Below are 21,325 nucleotides of genomic sequence, written 5' to 3' on the forward strand. Positions count from 1 at the left end.
ATCAGTTTCCAATTTAAGAGACAATATTTCTAAAGACAGTACTAAAAATCACAAAAAAGATATTATTTTTGTCTGTTATTACCATAGAACCGTTTATTGACGGCAGGCCATTCATGCCTCCGGCCATTTTTTTCGGGAGGCTTCTGTTGTTGATAGAAACAAACTAACCAATTAACCTCTTTTATTAACTTATACCGTTATGAAGAAACAAATTTTACCGGCAATTGTTTTGGCAGCTGCCACATTCCTCACCGTCCATGCACAGGACGGCGGGATAACTCCCGCTATGCTCCAGCAAATCCGTCAGAGTTATCAGGGCACACCTGCCGACAAGGCGTTGCGTAACGCCATCGGCAACAACGACATCCGTCGGCTGGCCCTTAATCAGGAGAACCTGACAGGCATGGACACTCACTTCTCCGTCCGTGTCAAGTCCAATGGTATCACTGACCAGAAGTCATCCGGCCGATGTTGGCTTTTTACAGGGCTCAATGTGATGCGCGCCAAGGCCATGGCCCGCTACGGTTTCTCTTCGTTCGAGTTTTCAGAAGTCTATCCCTTCTTCTGGGACCAGTTGGAGAAGTCCAACCTCTTCCTTCAGGGGGTCATCGATACAGGTAAGCTCCCCCTGAGCGACCAGACCGTCGAGTGGCTTTTCAAGCATCCGCTGAGCGATGGCGGCACCTTTACGGGAGTGGCCGATATCGTGTCCAAATACGGCCTGGTGCCTGCCGAGGCCATGCCAGAGACCAACAGTAGTGCCAATACTTCGCGTATGGCTTCGCTCATCGGCCTGAAGCTGAAGGAGTACGGTCTGCAACTGCGCGACATGGTGGCACATGGTACCAAAGCCGACGAGATAGAGAAAGAGAAGACCGCCATGCTGGGTACCATCTACCGTATGCTGGTGCTCAATCTGGGCATGCCGCCTGCAGAGTTCGACTACGTGCGCAAGGATGCTCAGGGAAACCCTGTGGAGACTGAACACCACACGCCCATGAGTTTCCTCCAGAAGTATGGTGACACCAGTCTGCTGACCAATTACGTCATGCTGATGAACGATCCCACTCGCGAGTTCTATAAGACCTATGAGATAGATTACGACCGCCACCGCTACGACGGCCGTAACTGGACTTACGTGAATCTGCCCATCGAAGATATCAAGCAGATGGCCATTGCTTCTTTGAAGGACAGCGCTATGATGTACTTTTCTTGCGACGTGGGCCAGCAACTCAACTCCGAACGTGGTCTGCTTGACGTTGACAACTACGACTACGCTTCGCTCATGGGCGTCACCTTCGGCATGGACAAGAAGCAGCGCATCGCCACTTTCTCCAGCGGCTCCAGCCACGCCATGACTCTGGCAGGTGTAGATTTGGATAAGGATGGCAAGCCTGTGAAGTGGCTTGTAGAGAACAGTTGGGGACCGTCGAGCGGCTGGCAGGGACATCTCATCATGACCGACCGCTGGTTCGATGAATTCATGTTCCGCCTGGTTGTAGAAACGAAGTACGTCCCCGAAAAGATACAGAAGCTTTTCAATCAGAAGCCTGTCCGCCTGCCCGCCTGGGACCCTATGTTTGCCGGCGAGGAATAGGAAAGATAAAATGCTGTTTTAAGTATAGATTGTACCGGCTTTGCGGATATTTCCGTTTCATGCCGTGCAATTTCTGTCTATTGTGAAATAAAGGCTGCACCGTCTTAGGCTGTTGGACAAACCTCTCCAACTCTCACCGAGTGACTGTCGCTTTTTGTCCGGTCTTTGTTGTGGAAAACGGCTTGAAAACAATAAGGCTACATTTTTCAGATGCAGGTGAAGCGTTTTTTTCTCCTCTATACCGGGGTGAGATTCACAGAAACCGTTTCAACTGCATCTGTTATTTTGCTCTCATTCAACTTCATATTTTCGGGAATATCCGCTGGCCCCAATTTTCAATTTCATTATTATCCGTTGACGGAATAAGACGAAATGCTTGCACGGTCTATTGAGAATGTAAGCATGGCTTGTGGAGGAAGCTTGCATGGTCTGCGGAGGAAGCTTGCATGGTTTGTGGAGAAAGTTTGTATGTTCCGCAGCAGCTTCTCCTTACTATCTACTTTGTCCGCCTAACTATCTACCTGGCATCGCTAAAGTACCTGTTTACGCTTGCAGGGTGAATGATTGCTGCGGGTTGAAAGCAATAATGGGGCTGAACAGGCAATGGGTTCAACGGAAAAGTGAGGAAGTGTAAAACTGTTTCACGCTTTCATTTGCTTTCAATGTATTGATTTACAGCAAGATTGTGTGAACCCAAATGCTTCACTACGAATTATTACAGATTGTCCCTTCCCATCATTCGTACCCATCTGTGTAATCTGCGGTGATAAGTCCTCCTCCCTGTCCGTAAGGCATTCTTTTGTTTTATCGGAAAATGCTTAAAATGAGCGGTTTATGGTGAACCTTTACGCGGCAGACCACGCAAACCTTGTGAAAGGAATCAATTGGTTGAAGGGGCTCAACAATGTCGGAATTTGAGTTCGGTTATTTGCGTTAATCTGCGTTTCAGCAACCATCTGCCATTATTCATCAGCCATTCATCATTATTTATCGTTCGGCTTCTTTGTTGAATTCTTCAATCGCCACAACGGATTTAACTTCTGAAACTTAAGTTTTTTTATTATGCGCAGTAGCAGTGGAATGGCGAATGAAATGGCATCTGTGTTTGCCTCTACATGAGGCTGAAAAGGTTCCGTGTGCGTTAACGGATGATATTGCGGAAATTTCTCCTTAATTCCTTTCAGTTTTTACTCTTTATTCACATTCTTTTTTGTTACTTTTGCGGCTAAATTAATGAAACCATTATTTTATATAAACGCATGGCAAATGTAATTAAGTTACGCAAAGGCCTTGACATCAACCTGAAAGGTAAAGCTGCGGAAGAGTACGTTACCGTGAAAGAGCCGGGATTCTATTCGTTGGTTCCCGATGATTTTACGGGCATTACTCCGAAAGTGGTAGTCAAAGAACAGGAGTATGTGATGGCCGGAGGACCCTTGTTTGTAGACAAGAATCATCCTGAATTGAAGTTTGTTTCGCCCGTAAGCGGCGTAGTGACAAGCGTAGAGCGCGGAGCACGCCGTAAGGTGCTGAACATTGTTGTCGAAGCTGCCAAGGAGCAGGACTATGAAGAATTCGGCAAAATGAATCCGTCCAAGATGAGTGCACAGGAGGTGAAAGACGCCCTGTTGCAGAGCGGCATGTTCGCTTTCATCCGCCAACGTCCCTACGATGTAATCGCAGACCCGTCGGTGGCTCCGAAAGCGATTTTTGTTTCTGCTTTCGACAGCAATCCGCTGGCTCCCAGCTTCGAGTTCGCATTGAAAGGCGAGGAGGCAAACTTCCAGACAGGACTTGACGCTTTGGCAAAAATGGCCAAAACTTATCTGAGCGTCAGTGTGAAACAAAAGGCTGCCGCCTTGACGCAGGCAAAGAATGTGACCATCACGGTGTTCGACGGCCCGCATCCTGCTGGCAACGTTGGTGTGCAAATCAACCACATTTCGCCGATTGTGAAGGGTGAAACCGTGTGGACCATCGGAGCGGAAGCCGTTATCTTCATCGGTCGCCTGATGAATACCGGCCGCGTGGACATGACCCGCACAGTGGCTGTTACGGGCAGTGAGGTGAAGAAACCCGCTTACTGCAAGCTGAAAGTCGGTGCTTTGCTGACCAATGTCTTCCAGGGTAATGTCACGACGGGTAAGGACCTGCGTTACATCAGCGGCAACGTGCTGACTGGCAAGAAGGTGTCTCCCAACGGCTATCTGGGTGCTTTCCACAACCAGCTGACTGTCATTCCCGAAGGTGATGAGATTCACGAAATGCTGGGTTGGATTATGCCGCGTTTCAATCAGTTCAGTGTGAACCACTCCTACTTCAGCTGGCTGATGGGCAAGAAGGAATATGTGTTCGATGCCCGTGTGAAAGGTGGCGAACGCCACATGATTATGTCCAATGAATACGACCGTGTGTTCCCCATGGACATCTATCCCGAATATCTGGTGAAGGCTATCATTGCCGGCGACATTGACCGCATGGAGGCGTTGGGCATCTATGAGGTGGCTCCCGAGGACTTTGCCCTCTGCGAATTCGTATGTTCGTCGAAGGTAGAAGTGCAGCGCATTGTGCGTGCCGGTCTGGATATGCTTCGTGCTGAAATGGCATAAGATTGTAAGTTGTAAATTGCTAAATTGAAATAGAATTAAATGAAAGCGTTAAGAAATTATCTCGACAAGATAAAGCCGAACTTTGAAGAGGGCGGCAAATTCCACGCATTTCGTTCGGTGTTCGACGGCTTTGAGACATTCCTGTTCGTGCCCAACACCACTTCGAAATCGGGAACGCACATTCATGATGCCATTGACAGCAAGCGTATTATGTCAATGGTGGTCATTGCGTTGATACCGGCTTTGCTGTTCGGTATGTACAACGTGGGTTATCAGCACTTCCGTGCCACAGGCGTTGAAGGTAGCTTCATCGAACTGTTCGGCTATGGCTTCCTGGCTGTGTTGCCCAAAATCATTGTTTCTTATGTTGTGGGCTTGGGCATTGAGTTCGTCGTTGCCCAATGGAAGAAGGAGGAAATTCAGGAAGGTTTCCTGGTTTCGGGTATCCTGATTCCGATGATTGTCCCCGTTGACTGTCCGTTGTGGATGCTGGCTGTGGCTACAGCCTTCTCCGTTATTTTTGCCAAGGAAGTGTTTGGCGGTACGGGTATGAACATCTTCAACGTGGCTCTTATCACCCGTGCCTTCCTGTTCTTTGCCTATCCGACCAAGATGTCTGGCGACTCTGTGTGGGTGGCCGGCGACAGCATTTTCGGCTTGGGCGGTGATAAGTTTGTAGACGGATTCTCGGGTGCTACTGCTTTGGGTGTGGCTTCCGTGGCTCCTACGTCCGACGGCTATCTGCCTTTCTCGTGGGACATGGTGACGGGCTTGATTCCCGGCTCTATCGGTGAAACCAGCGTTATCGCCATTGCTATTGGTGCTGTTATCCTGTTGTGGACAGGCATTGCCAGCTGGAAGACGATGTTCTCCGTATTCGTGGGCGGTGCCTTCATGGCTTGGATTTTCAATGAGTTCGGTCCCGATACGGCGATGGCCCGTATGCCTTGGTACGAGCACCTCGTGCTGGGCGGTTTCTGCTTCGGTGCCGTGTTCATGGCTACAGACCCTGTCACTTCGGCCCGCACGGAGACAGGTAAATACATCTTCGGCTTCCTGATTGGTGTAATGGCCATCATCATCCGTGTGCTCAACCCCGGCTATCCCGAGGGCATGATGCTTGCCATCCTGCTGATGAACATCTTTGCTCCGCTCATTGACTACTGCGTGGTACAGAACAATATCAGCCGCCGCGAGAAACGTGCAATCAAGTCTAACAATTAAAATACCGAATAGAAATGAATACCAATAGTAACAGTTATACTATCATTTATGCTTCGGTAATGGTTGTTATCGTGGCATTCCTGCTGGCATTCGTCAGCTCTTCACTGAAGGAAACGCAGAACAAGAATGTGGAGATGGACACCAAGAAGCAGATTCTGGCTGCCCTGAACATCCGCGACGTGAAGGATGCCGATGCCGAATATAATAAATATGTAAAGGCCGACATGCTGATGAACGCCGACGGCACACTGACTGAGAACACCGGCGCTTTCGCTACCGGCTATGAAAAGGAAGTGAAGGAAAACAACCGCCTGCATGTGTTTGTATGCGAGGTGGACGGTGCCAAGAAATATGTGTTCCCTGTTTATGGTACAGGTCTTTGGGGTGCCATCTGGGGCTATATTGCCTTGAATGACGACAAGGACACCGTTTACGGAACTTACTTCTCGCATGCCAGCGAGACTCCGGGTCTGGGCGCTGAAATCGCTACGGATCACTTCCAAAACGAGTTCTTGAACAAGAAGACGCTGGAAAACGGCGAGATTGCCCTCGGCGTAGTAAAGAACGGCAAGGTGGAAAAGGCCGACTATCAGGTGGACGGCATTTCGGGCGGTACCATTACGTCACTGGCCGTAGATGCCATGATTAAGGGCTGTCTGGGCAATTACAAGAGTTTTTTAACCAATAATGTGGAGGAATAAGAATATGGGACAGTTATTTTCAAAGCAGAATAAAGAAATATTCTCTACTCCATTGGGAATGAACAACCCTGTCACCGTGCAGGTGTTGGGTATCTGTTCGGCCTTGGCCGTTACGGCCAAGTTGGAGCCGGCCATCGTGATGGGTCTTTCGGTAACGGTCATTACGGCATTCTCCAATGTAGTGATTTCGTTGTTGCGCAAAACCATCCCCAACCGAATCCGTATCATCGTACAGCTGGTGGTTGTGGCCGCGTTGGTTACCATCGTAAGTGAAATTCTGAAGGCTTTTGCCTATGACGTGAGTGTACAGCTCTCTGTTTACGTCGGTCTGATTATCACGAACTGTATCCTTATGGGACGTCTGGAAGCGTTTGCCATGCAGGCCGGTCCGTGGGAATCTTTCCTGGACGGTGTAGGCAACGGCTTGGGCTATGCCAAGATATTGATTATCGTGGCCTTCTTCCGTGAGCTGTTGGGCTCGGGTACTTTGCTGGGTTTCAACATCCTCAATTACGAACCTCTGAAGCAGTTGGGTTATCAGAACAACGGTTTGATGCTGATGCCTCCCATGGCGCTGATTATCGTGGCCTGCATCATCTGGTACCAGCGTGCCCGTCACAAAGAGTTGCAAGATAAATAATATATAATGAAGAATGAAGGTTGGGAAATAAAGAATTCGCAATGGCAATTCTTGGTTCTAATCCTTAATTCTTAATTCAAAGCAAGTTATGGAACATTTTTTTACTTTGTTAGTCCGCTCCATTTTTGTGGATAACATGATATTCGCTTTCTTCCTCGGCATGTGTTCTTACCTGGCCGTGTCGAAGACGGTGAAGACTTCCGTTGGCTTGGGTATCGCCGTGACCTTTGTGTTGGTGGTTACTCTTCCGGTCAACTATTTGTTGCAGACCAAAGTGCTGGGTCCTAACGCCATCATCGAGGGTGTAGACCTCAGCTTCCTGAGTTTTATTCTTTTCATTGCCGTCATTGCCGCCATCGTTCAGTTGGTGGAAATGATTGTGGAGCGCTTCAGCCCCTCGCTCTATGCTTCGTTGGGTATTTTCCTGCCGCTGATTGCCGTGAACTGCGCCATCATGGGTGCTTCGCTTTTCATGCAGCAGCGCATCAACCTCGGCATGAGCGACCCCAAGTACATTGGCGGCATCGGTGATGCCATTTCCTATGCACTGGGTTCGGGTATTGGCTGGATGCTGGCTATTGTCGGTCTGGCTGCCATCCGTGAGAAAATGGCCTACTCCGACGTTCCTGCTCCGCTGAAGGGCTTGGGCATCACGTTCATCACCGTAGGTTTGATGGCCATTGCGTTTATGTGTTTCTCTGGTTTGAACATCTAATAAAGAAAGGAATATACAATGGATATGAATATGATATTGGCAAGCATTGGAGTATTCCTTGTGGTGGTTCTCCTGCTTGTTGTAATCCTGCTGGTCGCCAAGAACTTCCTGGTGCCCTCAGGCAATGTGAAACTCACCATGAACGGCGACAAGGTGCTGGACGTAGCTTCCGGCGGTACGTTGCTGAATACGCTGGCAGTCAACGGCGTCTATCTCTCTTCCGCTTGCGGTGGAAAAGGTTCGTGTGGCCAGTGCAAATGTCAGGTTGTAGAAGGCGGTGGCGAAATCCTGCCTTCCGAAGTTCCCCACTTTAGCCGCAAGCAGCAGAAAGACCACTGGCGTCTGGGCTGCCAGGTGAAGGTGAAAGGCGATATGGCCATTAAGGTGCCCGAAAGTGTATTGGGTGTGAAGGAATACGAATGTACCGTCATCTCCAACAAGAATGTGGCTACCTTCATCAAGGAGTTCAAGGTGCAGCTCCCTGCTGGTGCCCACATGGACTTCTTGCCGGGTTCGTATGCACAGATTAAGATTCCTGCATTCACCATGGACTACGACAAAGACATCGACAAGGGTCTTATCGGCGACGAGTATCTGCCCGCATGGCAGAAGTTCGGCCTCTTCCCCTTGAAGTGCGTCAACCCCGAACCTACTGTCCGTGCTTACTCCATGGCCAACTATCCGGCAGAGGGAGACGTGTTCATGCTGACGGTACGTATCGCCACTCCTCCGTTCAAGCCCGACCGCAGCGGCTTCATGGATGTCAATCCGGGTATCGCTTCTTCTTATATCTTTACCCTGAAGCCGGGTGACAAGGTAATCATGAGTGGTCCTTACGGAGATTTCCACCCGCACTTCGATTCCAAGAAGGAAATGATTTGGGTAGGTGGTGGTGCCGGTATGGCTCCGCTCCGTGCGCAGATTATGCACATGACCAAGACGCTGAACACGCGCGACCGCGAAATGCACTACTTCTACGGTGCACGTGCACTGAACGAGGTGTTCTATCTGGACGACTTCCTCGGACTGGAAAAGGAATTCCCCAATTTCCACTTCCATCTGGCACTCGACCGTCCCGATCCTGCAGCCGATGCAGCAGGCGTGAAGTATACTCCGGGTTTTGTTCACACAGTAATGTATGATACTTACCTGAAGAACCACGAAGCTCCTGAGGACATCGAATACTACATGTGCGGCCCCGGCCCGATGTCCAATGCCGTGGTCAACATGCTCGACAGTCTGGGTGTTGAGTCATCCAGCATCATGTACGATAACTTCGGCGGATAATTTCGCATTTGTTTTTATAGTGATTGAGCCGGACAGCTATGGGCCTTACCATTGGTTGTCCGGCTTTGTTATTTGAGGCTTTGGAGATGTAGTAAAAGAGGCTCGGAGGGGTTGCCAAAGAGGCTCGGAGGTAAAGATGAAGGTGTCGGTGTATGTGTCGATATGTGGGTGTGTGTCTTACACTCTATAAACATTCCTCTTCTTTCTTTAGAATATATTTATTTCCTGTTTAGGCGCAAATTGCTAACTTTGCGACCTGATTATGATTTTGTATGAAGTATAGATATTCTGTTTTCATCCTTTTTTTGTTACTTCTTCTCCATTCTTTGGGGATGTCTGCTCAGATTAAGGGTGTGATTACCGACTCACTTACCAATGAACCGTTGATGTACATCACCGTGCAATATGAAGGTAAGGGTATTGGAACCATTTCCAATGGGGCCGGTGAGTATCAGGTCGAAACTCCCAAAGGATTGAATGAATTGACCTTTTCTGCCATAGGTTATGTGACGAAGCGGGTGAAGTTTGCCCCCGGTACCAAGGTGCTGGACGTACAGCTGGCGCCTGCTGACGTGATGTTGTCTGAAGTGGTGGTGAAACCCAAGAAGGAGAAATATTCGCGCAAGAATAATCCGGCTGTGGATTTCATGCGTAAAGTGATAGCGCATAAGAAGGCTCTGAAGCTCGAGGAAAATGACTATTACCAGTATTTGAAGTATGAGAAGATGAAGATGTCGCTCAACGATGTCACTCCCGAGAAATTGGAAAAAGGCATTTACAAGAAATTTTCCTTCTTTAAGGATCAGGTGGAGGAGTCACCGAAGACCAACAAGATGATTCTTCCCATCTCCATCAAGGAGACAGCCTCGCGCACTATTTACCGGAAAGATCCCAAAAGCAAGAAGACTATCATCGAAGGCATGAACTCCTCGGGCATTGAAGAGTTCTTCAATACCGGCGATATGCTGGGTACTATTCTGAACGATGTGTTCTCGGATATCAATATCTACGATGACGACATCCGCCTTCTGCAACGTCGTTTTGTCAGCCCCATCGGGCGCGGAGCCATTACTTTCTATAAGTATTATCTGATGGACACCCTCATGGTGGACAAGCAGGAGTGCGTACACCTGACGTTTGTGCCACAGAATCCGCAGGACTTCGGCTTCACAGGCCATCTGTATGTGGTGCGTGACTCTTCCTACGCCGTGAAGCGCTGTACCATGAACCTGCCCAAGAAGACGGGTGTGAATTTTGTGGAGAACATGGATATTGTGCAGCAGTACGAGCAGATGCCGGACAGTACCTGGGTGTTGACCGATGATGACATGACAGTGGAGCTGACTTTCGTGAAGGGCATTCAGGGATTGGAGGTGCAGCGCACGACGAAATATACCGACTATAAGTTTGACGAGATAGAGCCCCGTCTTTTTCGTCTGAAGGGTAATGTCATCAAGGAGGCAAATATGATGTCTAAAACCGACGAGTATTGGGCACAGGTGAGGCAGGTACCGCTTACGAAGAAGGAGAGCAACATGGACTTGTTCATGAATCGCATTGAGCAGATACCGGGCTTCAAGTATGTCATTTTTGGAGCCAAGGCGCTGATTGAGAACTTCGTGGAGACGGGCAGTAAGGAACATCCCAGTAAGGTTGACATCGGCCCCATCAACACCATGATAACCAGTAATTACGTGAATGGAACCCGTTTCCGCCTGAGTGCCATGACTACGGGTAACTTGCATCCTCACTGGAGTTTCAGCGGCTATGGCGCTTACGGTACCAAGGACAAGAAATGGTTCTACTCGGGAGAGGCAGCCTATTCGTTCAACAAACGGGAGTATGTCTTGTGGGAGTTTCCCAAACATTACCTGGCTTTCAAATACACGTATGATGTGATGTCGCCCATGGACAAATACCTCATGACGGATAAGGACAATATGTTCGTCGGCTGGAAGTGGGCAACGGTAGACCAGATGTCCTACATCCGTGATGCGACCCTGACGTACGAGCTCGAGACCAATACCGGCTTCTCCATGATGGCCATGGCCCGTCACCGCAACGACCAGCCGGCCGGTATCTTGCAGTATTGGAAGAATAACGGTGCCGTAGCAGGGCAGTTGGATGAGACGAATACTCTGGTTCATGACATGACCACCGCCGAGTTGGGCGTGACCCTGCGTTATGCGCCCGGTGAGACTTTCATCAATACGAAGCAGCGGCGTGTCCCCGTTTCACTGGATGCGCCGGTGTTTACCCTTTCTCATACCATTGGTTTCAAGGGAGTGTTTGGGGGAGAATATAATTTCAATCTGACGGAGCTTGGTTTACGCAAACGTTTCTGGTTCGGTTCGTGGGGGAAGATAGACATTACAGCCAGGGCAGGAGCTCAGTGGAATACGGTGCCTTTCCCCTTGCTGAATCTTCCGATGGCCAACCTTTCTTATATCACCCAAAATAACGAGTCGTTTTGCCTCATCAATAACATGGAGTTTCTGAATGACCGTTATGCCTCGTTGGCTTTGAGCTATGATATGAATGGTAAGCTGTTTAACCGTATTCCACTCATCAAGAAGCTGAAGTGGCGTGAACGGTTCAGAATCCGTGGCCTTTGGGGAACGTTGACGGACAAGAATAATCCCTATAAGAGCCATAATCCAGACCTCTTCCTGTTTCCGATGCGTGATGGGATGCCGACCAGCTACGTGATGGGCAAAACTCCCTATATAGAAGCCAGTATAGGCATATACAACATCTTCAAGCTGTTGCATATAGAATATGTCCGTCGTCTGACTTATACCAATATGCCGGGAGTACAGAAGGATGGAATACGCTTTATGATATTGACGATATTTTAAGAGAAGGAGAGAGCAAAGTGCAACCGTTGGCAGAGCGGCTTCGGCCCAAGACATTGGATGAGTACATCGGTCAGAAACATTTGGTGGGACCGGGTGCGGTATTGCGCAAGATGATTGACGCAGGACGTATTTCTTCGTTTATCTTGTGGGGACCTCCTGGGGTAGGAAAGACTACGCTGGCACAGATTATAGCCAACAAGCTTGAGACACCTTTCTATACGCTCAGTGCTGTGACCAGTGGTGTGAAGGACGTGCGTGACGTGATAGACCGGGCGAAGAACAACCGTTTCTTTTCGCAGGCAGGCCCTATTCTTTTCATTGACGAAATCCATCGGTTCAGCAAATCACAGCAGGACTCTCTCTTGGGGGCGGTGGAGCAGGGAATAGTCACCTTGATAGGCGCTACTACCGAGAACCCGTCATTCGAAGTCATCCGTCCCTTGCTTTCACGTTGTCAGCTCTATGTCCTGAAGTCGCTTGAGAAGGATGATCTGCTCGAGCTGCTCCAGCGTGCCATCACTACCGATGTCGTGCTGAAGGAGCGCCGGATTGAACTGAAAGAGACAACCGCCATGCTGCGTTATAGCGGGGGGGATGCCCGCAAGTTGCTCAACATCTTGGAACTTGTGGTGTCGTCAGAGTCGGCTGACCCGGTGGTGATTACCGACGAGTTGGTGACCGAACGTCTGCAACAGAATCCCTTGGCTTACGATAAGGACGGTGAGATGCACTATGATATCATTTCTGCTTTCATCAAGTCCATTCGAGGAAGCGACCCCGATGCTGCCATTTACTGGCTGGCGCGCATGGTGGAAGGTGGTGAGGATCCTGCTTTCATTGCCCGCAGGTTAGTCATCTCAGCCTCGGAAGATATCGGCTTGGCCAATCCCAACGCCCTTCTGCTGGCCAACGCTTGCTTTGACACCGTTATGAAGGTAGGGTGGCCTGAGGGACGCATCCCTCTGGCTGAAACGACCATCTATCTGGCTACCAGCCCCAAAAGCAACTCTGCCTATATGGCTATCAACAATGCTTTGGATTTAGTGAGGCAGACGGGCAACCTGCCAGTCCCCTTGCATCTGCGCAATGCCCCTACCAAGCTGATGAAGCAGTTGGGCTATGGCGACAACTACAAGTATGCACACGACTATCCCGGCCACTTCGTCCGCCAGCAGTTCATGCCCGATGAACTGAGAGACCGCCGCATCTGGGAACCTCAGGACAATGCTGCCGAGCAGAAACATAAGGAACGTATGGTGCAACTTTGGGGCGACCGCTTTAAAAAGTAGGCCGACAGACAGATTTTGACAAACTCTATATAATATGAAAATTGTAGTACTGGACGGCTATGCCGCCAACCCCGGAGACCTTTCCTGGGATGAACTGAGAACTTTGGGCGAATGTGTCATCTATGATCGTACTGCACCCGAAGAAGTATTGGAACGCGCTGCCGGCGCTGAAATTCTGCTAACAAACAAGGTGCCCCTGTCCGCAGAAACCATGGCAGCTTTGCCCGATTTGAAGTATGTCGGTGTAATGGCCACGGGGTATAACATCATTGATGTGGAAGCGGCCCGCAATCGGGGTATTGTGGTGACCAATATTCCTGCATACAGCACAGCCTCGGTTGCCCAAATGGTCTTTGCTCACATTCTGAACATCACCATGCAGGTACAACATCATTCTGACGAGGTTCATCAAGGACGTTGGACCCGCAATGCTGACTTCTGTTTTTGGGATACTCCTTTGATTGAGTTACACGGCAAGAAGATAGGCATCGTCGGCTTGGGTAATACGGGGTTTGCTACGGCTCGTGTAGCCATAGGCTTCGGTATGGAGGTCTATGCCTATACTTCCAAGTCGCCTTTTCAGCTCCCACCTGAAATCAGGAAGATGGATTTGGACCAGCTTTTCCAGGAGTGTGATATCATCAGCCTGAATTGTCCGTTGACTGAGGCTACGCGCGGTATGGTTGATTCCCGCCGTCTGCACCAGATGAAACCTACTGCCATCCTGATTAATACAGGACGTGGGCCGCTGGTGAACGAACAGGATTTGGCAGATGCTCTCAACGATGGTGTCATCTATGCCGCTGGTGTTGACGTGCTTTCTCAAGAACCGCCGCGTGCCGACAATCCCCTCCTGACGGCCCGTAACTGCTTCATTACTCCCCATGTGGCTTGGGCCACTACCGCCGCGCGCGAACGTCTGATGCAAATACTGCTGGATAACATCAGAGGTTATCTGGATGGTAAGGTTATCAATAACGTGGCCCGCTGAGGGTGAGGGGCTACAGTCGGTTGTTGCCTGGTCTTTCTTAAGACTGGAAGAGTTTTGGGAAGGCTTTGAGAGGAAGCTAATGGCTGAAAAGAGATGAAAACGTACTAACATTCTGTTATTGCCTTCGTTTCAAACCTATTATGACAATTGATGCTAAGTGTAGCCTGGACAAAGTGAAGAATCTCGAATACAGCTGTTGATGTTATGAATATATTCACTTTGTCCAGGATGGCATTGCGTTCAGACTTTGATACAGTCTCTACACAATTCTGACATGTAGGATGTTTGGTGGTCAAAATTTATAAATCGTAATTAGTCTGGATAAATCATCCTCCCATAATTCTTATCGGGGGCTTTTTGATGAGTGTCAGTCCTCAAACAGCTTGTTTCTGGAAAGCAGGCACGTACCGGTTACTCCGGCCTTATCTTGCAGTTTGGAGAGTTCGATGGCTGAATCTTTGTTAACCAGATTCAGCGAATACTTTCTGACGGCGCTCTTGACGGGTTGCAGGATGTAGTCGCCCGTCAGAGCCAGTGTACCTCCAATGATGACAAGCTCTGGATTCAGCAGGTTGATGAGTCCTGCAACATAGCGTCCCAGTTTACGCCCGATTTCTTCGACCAACTCAATGCAGAGCACGTCTTCCTTGTTGGTGGCATCTACAATCTCGTCCAGCATCAACGGTGTCTTGTCAGTCAGAATACGTTGGGACAAGATGGACGATTGCCCTTTTCTTACCCGTTCGCACAAGATGCGGTGCAGAGCCATGCCCGACACTTCGGTTTCGAGGCATCCCTTCTTGCCGCAGTGGCAGATGATTTCATTGTCGAAAACATTGAAATGTCCGAATTCGCCCGAAAAGCCTGAATGTCCTTTATGAATTTTTCCGTCAATAATCAAGGAAGAACCTAACCCCCAACTGATGTTGATGTATACAATGTCCTTTTGCCCTTTGACATTACCTTTTAGCATTTCACCATAGGCCATGGCGCGGGTGTCGTTGTCTATGCAGACCGGATAGTTCAATTTCTCGCTTAGAATTTCAGCCAATGGACGCTCATTGAAGTTAAATGTGCTGAAGCTATATCCTTCGTCCGGATTGACTCGCCCTGAGATATTGATGCCTATTTGTAGTATTTTATCTTTTACCTCGGAGTTTCGTTCGATAAATTCCCTGATGTGTCGACAAAGCAGTTCTAACCCTTCGGGAGTATTTTCCAAATGGCATTTGATACCCATTTTCAAATCCACCCAATCACCCGTGAAATTCATAAGCCCTATGTGCAGGCAATAGGATTTGATATCCACCCCAACCAGATACCCAGAGTTGGGGTTTAGCCCGTATAAGCTGGGTGGTCTGCCTTCGCTGGTTTCTTGCTTCCCATAATTGACGATGTATCCTTCATCACACATTTCAGTGATGAATTTGGTTACTGTGGGGACGCTTAGGTCTATTTCTTTGGCCAGGTCGGGTATGGTGGAGAAACTATTGTATAAGTAATGTGTAATGATTTTCTTTCGGGTCATCATGCTTTTGGATCCCTTTTCTATTTCTCCAAATAATCGTTGCGCCATATTATGAATTAGATTTTATTTATTTCCCTGTTTTGTCATTCCTGTTGAAAGCCTTGAGCATTATGTTGGCTTTTTACAAATATACGACTTCTCTTTTAAAATTCATTCTTCTATCTGACTTTTTTTATGCTTTGTGTTGCTTCTTAAATGATTCCTGCTACTATGCCTGAATAATCTGTATTTACGGTTGGCCGGTATTTTAACAGGTCGGGAGTTGGCTTTATCGGGCATAGGCAGGAGTTCCGGATATACAGGGGCATATAATTGCAGAAAAGTAAAGAGAGGAGAGAACAGTTGGGGCATCTGTTGTAGGGAAATCTCTGTATAGATTAGCATTATTTTACAGAATGAAACGACATACGTTTGAAGGAATCTTAGTACTTTTGTCTGGCTTTTGTCGGGATGTTTTGAAGGGAATGTTTGCCGTTTCTGATTTCAAGTTACAATAATCATATTTCCGCTTCTTCTTCATTCTTATTGTGAAAAGAAGGAGCAGATGTATAAACAATAAGAAGTGATATGAACAATTTTATCTTTTACAGTCCTACCGAGTTCGTTTTCGGCAAGGATACAGAGAAACAAGTGGGTGGCTTGGCCGTGAAGTATGGTGCAAGCAAGGTGTTGGTGGTTTATGGTGGTGGTTCGGCCAAGCGGAGCGGTCTGTTGGACCGTGTAAAGCGGTCATTGACCGATGCCGGTACGGTGATTTACGAACTGGGAGGCATACAGCCCAATCCGGTAGATACCAAGGTCTATGAGGGCATTGAACTGGCTCGCCGCGAAGGGGTGGAGATGCTGATTGCCGTAGGTGGCGGTTCGGTCATCGACACGGCAAAGGCCATAGCGGCCGGTGTGCCCTACGAAGGTGACTTCTGGGATTTCTTCCTGGGCAAGGCCGAGGTCAAGAAGGCGTTGAAGGTGGGTGTGGTGCTCACGATTCCTGCTGCCGGTAGCGAAGGTTCGGGCGACAGTGTGATTACCAAGGTTGAGACCCTTCAGAAGCTGGGCATGCACGCACCCGAGGCATTGCGTCCTGTTTTTTCCATCATGAACCCTGAGCTGACCTATACGTTGCCTCCTTTCCAGACGGCTTGCGGCGTGGCTGACATGATGGCGCACATCATGGAGCGCTATTTCAGCAATACGAAGGAAGTGGAAGTGTCCGACCGCCTGTGTGAAGGTGTGCTGAAGGCTATCATTGAAGAGGCCCCCAAGGTGATGGCAGATCCTCACGACTATGATGCGCGTGCCAACCTGATGTGGGCCGGTATGGTGGCACACAACGGGACGTGCGGCGTAGGATGCGAAGAGGACTGGGCTTCACATGCCATGGAGCACGAGGTGAGCGCTCTCTATGACGTAGCCCATGGCGCCGGTCTGGCTGTCATCTTCCCTGCGTGGATGACGTGGATGACTACGCACAACCTCCACAAACTGGTACAATATGCCGTGCGCGTATGGGATGCACCTGCCGAGGGCAATCCTGAAGCGGTCGCCCTTGAGGGTATCCGCCGTCTGCGCCGTTTCTTCTCATCGTTGGGACTGCCCATCACGCTCAGGGAACTGGGCATTGACCATCCGGACATGGACCGCATGGTGGAGAACCTGCACCGCAACAAGGGCGAGCTGCTGGGAAACTATGTGAAGCTGACCCGCGAGGACACCCGGGAGATTTATCGGATGGCCTATTAGTCGGCATTCTGTTCGCTGTATTTGGAGGGTGATACTCCAAATTGTGCCATAAAGTGTTTCCGTAGTGTACGTGTGTCGTTGTAGCCTACCATTTCGGCTATCTCCTGCATGCTGTACCGGTCTTCGAGGATGAGCGCGGCGGCTTTGCTCATGCGTACACTACGGATCATGTCAATGGCTGCCAGTTCGCTGCGCTGCTTGATTTTCCGGTAGAGGGTGGGCTGGCTCATGTGAAGCTGTTCGGCCAGCATCTTCACGTTAAAGTTCTCGTCTGCCAGGTTGGCCTCTATCACTTGTATCACCTGTTGCATGAAGTAGTCTTCTTTCTCTGTCTTTCCCTGTTCTTCTTCCTTCAGTCTGAGTGTGCCGGTATAGAGGCGCTTCAGTCTTTCCCGTTGTTTAATCAGGCTACGTACCCTTATCTTCAGCATTTCGGGGTTGAAGGGCTTCATCATGTAGTCGTCGGCTCCGATGCCGAAGGCGTGTATCACGTCCGCATCTTCAGACTTGGCGGTGAACATCAGCACCGGTATGGAGGCCGTTTGCGGCGATTCCTTCAGTTCGCGGCAACACTCCAGTCCGTCCTTGACGGGCATCATGATGTCGCAAATGACGAGGTCGGGCATGCATTCGTGTGCTTTCCGTACCCCTTCCTCTCCGTCGGTTGCTTCTATGATGCTGAATTCGCCCTCAAAGAGGTTGGCTATGTATTGCCGTATGTCGGCGTTGTCTTCCACAATGAGTAGTCTTCTCTGCATTTCTTCACTTTCTGTACCTGTTCCGTCGGTCAGGGGCGTGGCTTCGGCGGCTGTCGCCTTACCGGAGGATACGAGAGTCACCTTTTCATTCTGCGGGTCGAAGTGTCGGTTGCCTTCGGGTATGTACAGGCTGATGATGGTGCCGTGTCCGTTCCTGTCGGCGGTCTTGACGTAGCCGTGGTGCAGGTCGGTGATGTTTTTTACGATGCGCATCCCGATGCCTGTCTGGGTGGAGTGTACGGGGGTGTTCACGCCCGTGGTGAAGGGCTCGAACAGGTGTTTTTTCACCTCCTGGGGGATGCCTGCCCCTGTGTCGCTGACGGTGATATGGCAGAAGGGGTGCCTGTCTATGGTCGTGCGTCCCAGTGTCAGTTCCACGCTGCCTTGGGGTTGGGTGTACTTGAAGGCGTTGGACAAGAGGTTGCGCACGGCCGAGGCCATCTTCTCCGCATCAATCCACAGCGCCAGCGGTTCGGGCAGGAGGTGGACGTGAAACTGATAGTGCCCTTTTTCGGCTATGGCTTTGAAGGGCTCGCACACGTTGTCCACCAGTTGGTTGATGTCTGTTTCGGACACCTTGAGCCGCACCATGTTGGCTTCCATCTTCTGAACGAACAGCAACTGGTCCATCAGGGCGTGCAGGGACTTGCTGTTTTCGAAGGCGGTGCGGAGCTGGCGGACCACTTTGTCGGGCAGTCCCTCTGTGTGCATGAGTTCCTGCAGGGGAGCCAGTATCAGGGTGAGCGGCGTGCGCAGCTCGTGGGCTATTTCGGTGAAGAAGCGTTCGCGCTCCATGCGCAGCTGCTTCTCCTTGTCGCGTTCCACGTTGGCGGTGAACACTTCATGCTCCAGCTGCATTTCGTGTTCCAGCCGTTTGGCCCTCAGCCGGAATCGTCTGATGATGTACAGCACAATCAGCACTACTGTCACGAACACGCAGAAGCGGAACCAGACGCTGTTGCTCCAGTGGGGGGCAATGTCAATGTTCAGGGCGGTTATTTCGTTCGGGGCGTTGTCGGGGTGGACATTCTTTATTTCGAAGACGTACTTGCCTTGTTGCAGGTTGGTGTATGACACCTTCTCCTCTCCCTGTGTATAAATCCATTCCTGCTGGTAGGGATAGAGGCGGTAGGCATAGGTGTGCAGTTCGTTGGAGTAGGACAGGTCGCTGAACGTGAGGGAGAAGTTCCGGTTTTTATAGCTGAGGCTTATGTCGGACAAATAGGCGATGTTGCAGGGGAGGATGTTCTGTCCGTTGACGGGGCTGTTGATTTCCACCGGCCGATTGTTGACCTCCAGTCCTGTTATCACTACTTTCTGGGGAACCTCAAACTGATTGCTCTTGTCGGGTTTGAAATACGTCAGGTTCTTGTTGTTGCCCCAGAACAGGGCCTCTTTCCAGAACAGGGCCGAACGGTTGCTGCCCGAGATGTAATAGTTGTAGAAACGTTCCTGCTCTTTGTCGTAGCGCGATATGCCCGAGTTGGAGCCTATCCACACGTTGCCTTTGTCGTCCTCGGCAATGCAGCCCACGAAGTCGTTGCACAGTCCGTCCTGCGTGGTGTAAGTGCGTACGATGCGGTTCTTGCCGGGCGACACGACGGCCAGGCTGCTCATGTAGCCTGCGTAGAGCTGTCCGTCGGCCGAGGCCAGCAGCGAACGGATGGAGTGGTTGGGCATGTTGGCCCGGGTCTCGTAGCCGGCTTCTATGCGGTTCCGCATTTCGTCGTAGCGGTAGAGGCCGTTGGTGGTGCCCAGCCACAGGTGTCCGTCGGCCGTCTGTGCCAGTGCGCGTATGAAGAGTGGGGGAATCTCTTTGCCGTCTGGTCCCTTGGGGGCGACCTTGCGGCAGCGTTGCGTCTCCAGTTCCAGCACGCAGAGTCCCGTCTGGGTGCCTATCCAGAGGCGTCCCTGCCCGTCGGCCAGCAGGCTCCAGACGGACATGCGGTTGGTGAATCCTTGCCCGTCTGTCAGTGTGCTGACGCTGAACTGCCTGTCTTTCGGGGTGTAGCGGGTCAGTGTGCCGTCGGCGTTGCCGAACCACAGGTCGCCCCGGGTGTCGCGCGTGCTGCACAAGACGGTGCGCCGCCGTTTGGTCTTTGCCGTGCCGACCGGCTCGAAGTCCAGGTCCTTGTCTGCCTGGAAGGGCCGGCGGCTGCGCAGGATGCTGCCGTGGAAGGTGGTGAGCCAGAGGTAGCCTTCGTCGTCGCCCAGGATGGAGCAGATTTCGTTGTGCCTGTTCTGGTAGTATCGGTTGTAGAACTGCTCCCGCAGGTCCGACCAGATGACGCCTCCCCCGGCGGTGCCTATCCACAGGTTGCCTTGGGGGTCGTAGTAGGCGGTTGTCATGCGTGTCTCTATGTCGCGGAAGACGTAGGAGGTGGTGTTGTTGAAGATGCGGGTAGTCATCCGGTCCGGGTCGTCAGGGTCCAGCGTAATCAGCGTGTAGCCGTTCCAGGTGGTGGCCAGGTATCTGTTTTTGTCCAGGCAGACAATCTCGAAGACGTCGGTGTGCGACAGTTGGTTCTCTGCCTGCGGGTTGTGGTAGTTCAGGCGGGTGGTCTTGCCCGTCAGGGTGTTGTATCGGGTGATGCCGTGCAGCAGGGTGGTCATCCAGATGCTCCCCTCGCCGTCGTAGAGGAGGTGGTTGATGTCTATCGGCTGTCCCGGTCCGAGGCCGATGATGCGCCCGTGTTCCACGTCGTCCGTGTCGGCCACGAAAACCCGGCCATGCCTGTCTGCCACGCAGATGTGTCGCTTGTCGGGGCTGAGGGACATTCTGGTCAGGGCGCTGCCCGGCTGCTTCCACTGCGAGTAGCGTTTCAGTACACGCAGGCAGACTGTGTCGGCAGCGGCCTTTCCGCTCCTTTCCAGCAGCATCAGCCCGTCATGGCTCAACGTCCACAGTACGGAGTCGTTGACGGCCGCTGTGGCTATGGCCCTGATGGCTTTGCCGTCTTCCGTCTGCAAGGCGGTGAAGGTTTCGCTTCGCAGGTTGAAGGCATGGAGGACTCCCATGCTCTCAAAGCACAGCAGTTCCTCGGATATTTGCTTCAGGTCTGATATGTTGGAGCTGGCGGGGTCGAAGAAAAACGGTTTGACCTGCTTGCCGTCGTAACGGTTCAGCGCATCGCGGGTGCCGAGCCAGATGAATCCGTTGCGGTCTTTGCAGATGGAGTGGATGGTGTTGTCCGAAAGGCCGTTCTTCATGGTCAGCACATGGAGGTCCTTTTCAAAGAACGCCTGGCCGGGGAGTGCATGGAGACAAAGGCTTATGAGGAGTGTATAGAATAACTTAAGGTTCATGCTCAATCTATGAATTAGATAACGCAAAGAAATGAAAAATAACTTATTTATCGAAATAAAATGTGAAGAAGTTTGTCTTTCC

Annotated in this window: 13 protein-coding genes; 11 read left to right on the forward strand and 2 right to left on the reverse strand. The window is 50.7% G+C overall.

Features of this window, described 5'->3' with window-relative positions; genetic code table 11:
* The first annotated feature begins 199 nt into the window (after positions 1–199).
* The 10 genes from Q1Y74_RS01780 (at position 200) to Q1Y74_RS01825 (ending at position 13,911) form a co-directional block, all read left to right on the forward strand.
* Complete coding sequence (locus Q1Y74_RS01780; protein WP_300811990.1) at positions 200–1,597, forward strand: C1 family peptidase; 1,398 nt, start codon at positions 200–202, stop codon at positions 1,595–1,597.
* Positions 1,598–2,856: 1,259 nt separating this feature from the next.
* Positions 2,857–4,206, forward strand: coding sequence for a Na(+)-translocating NADH-quinone reductase subunit A (locus tag Q1Y74_RS01785; protein WP_300811991.1), 1,350 nt, complete (start codon positions 2,857–2,859; stop codon positions 4,204–4,206).
* Positions 4,207–4,245: 39 nt separating this feature from the next.
* A complete protein-coding gene (locus tag Q1Y74_RS01790) occupies positions 4,246–5,430 on the forward strand; it encodes an NADH:ubiquinone reductase (Na(+)-transporting) subunit B (protein ID WP_300811992.1) in 1,185 nt (394 codons plus the stop codon).
* 14 nt (positions 5,431–5,444) lie between these two features.
* Entirely contained in the window at positions 5,445–6,131 is a 687-nt protein-coding gene (locus Q1Y74_RS01795; RefSeq protein WP_300811993.1) for a Na(+)-translocating NADH-quinone reductase subunit C, read from the forward strand.
* A gap of 4 nt (positions 6,132–6,135) precedes the next feature.
* A complete protein-coding gene (locus Q1Y74_RS01800; protein ID WP_300811994.1) occupies positions 6,136–6,771 on the forward strand; it encodes an NADH:ubiquinone reductase (Na(+)-transporting) subunit D in 636 nt (211 codons plus the stop codon).
* Positions 6,772–6,859: 88 nt separating this feature from the next.
* Entirely contained in the window at positions 6,860–7,486 is a 627-nt protein-coding gene (gene nqrE, locus Q1Y74_RS01805) for an NADH:ubiquinone reductase (Na(+)-transporting) subunit E (protein ID WP_300811995.1), read from the forward strand.
* Between the two features lie 18 nt (positions 7,487–7,504).
* Positions 7,505–8,773, forward strand: a complete 1,269-nt coding sequence (gene nqrF, locus Q1Y74_RS01810; RefSeq protein WP_300811996.1) for an NADH:ubiquinone reductase (Na(+)-transporting) subunit F — start codon at positions 7,505–7,507, stop codon at positions 8,771–8,773.
* Positions 8,774–9,045: 272 nt separating this feature from the next.
* On the forward strand, positions 9,046–11,631 hold the full coding sequence (locus Q1Y74_RS01815) for a DUF5686 and carboxypeptidase-like regulatory domain-containing protein (protein WP_300811997.1): 2,586 nt from the start codon (positions 9,046–9,048) through the stop codon (positions 11,629–11,631).
* Between the two features lie 17 nt (positions 11,632–11,648).
* On the forward strand, positions 11,649–12,920 hold the full coding sequence (locus Q1Y74_RS01820; RefSeq protein WP_300811998.1) for a replication-associated recombination protein A: 1,272 nt from the start codon (positions 11,649–11,651) through the stop codon (positions 12,918–12,920).
* A 34-nt stretch (positions 12,921–12,954) separates the two neighbouring features.
* A complete protein-coding gene (locus Q1Y74_RS01825; protein ID WP_300811999.1) occupies positions 12,955–13,911 on the forward strand; it encodes a D-2-hydroxyacid dehydrogenase in 957 nt (318 codons plus the stop codon).
* 367 nt (positions 13,912–14,278) lie between these two features.
* Here the strand turns inward: Q1Y74_RS01825 and Q1Y74_RS01830 are convergent, their stop codons facing one another.
* Positions 14,279–15,487: an ROK family transcriptional regulator gene (locus Q1Y74_RS01830; RefSeq protein ID WP_300812000.1), complete on the reverse strand. Its 1,209-nt coding sequence runs from the start codon at positions 15,485–15,487 to the stop codon at positions 14,279–14,281.
* Positions 15,488–16,006: 519 nt separating this feature from the next.
* Between Q1Y74_RS01830 and Q1Y74_RS01835 the strand changes: the two genes are divergently transcribed.
* Positions 16,007–17,179, forward strand: a complete 1,173-nt coding sequence (locus tag Q1Y74_RS01835) for an iron-containing alcohol dehydrogenase (protein ID WP_300812001.1) — start codon at positions 16,007–16,009, stop codon at positions 17,177–17,179.
* Here Q1Y74_RS01835 and Q1Y74_RS01840 read toward each other — a convergent pair.
* Positions 17,176–21,147: a two-component regulator propeller domain-containing protein gene (locus tag Q1Y74_RS01840; RefSeq protein ID WP_300812012.1), complete on the reverse strand. Its 3,972-nt coding sequence runs from the start codon at positions 21,145–21,147 to the stop codon at positions 17,176–17,178. The genes Q1Y74_RS01835 and Q1Y74_RS01840 overlap by 4 nt on opposite strands.
* Positions 21,148–21,325: the final 178 nt, after the last annotated feature.

The sequence above is a fragment of the uncultured Bacteroides sp. genome, assembly GCF_949298305.1.
Lineage (GTDB): Bacteria > Bacteroidota > Bacteroidia > Bacteroidales > Bacteroidaceae > Bacteroides.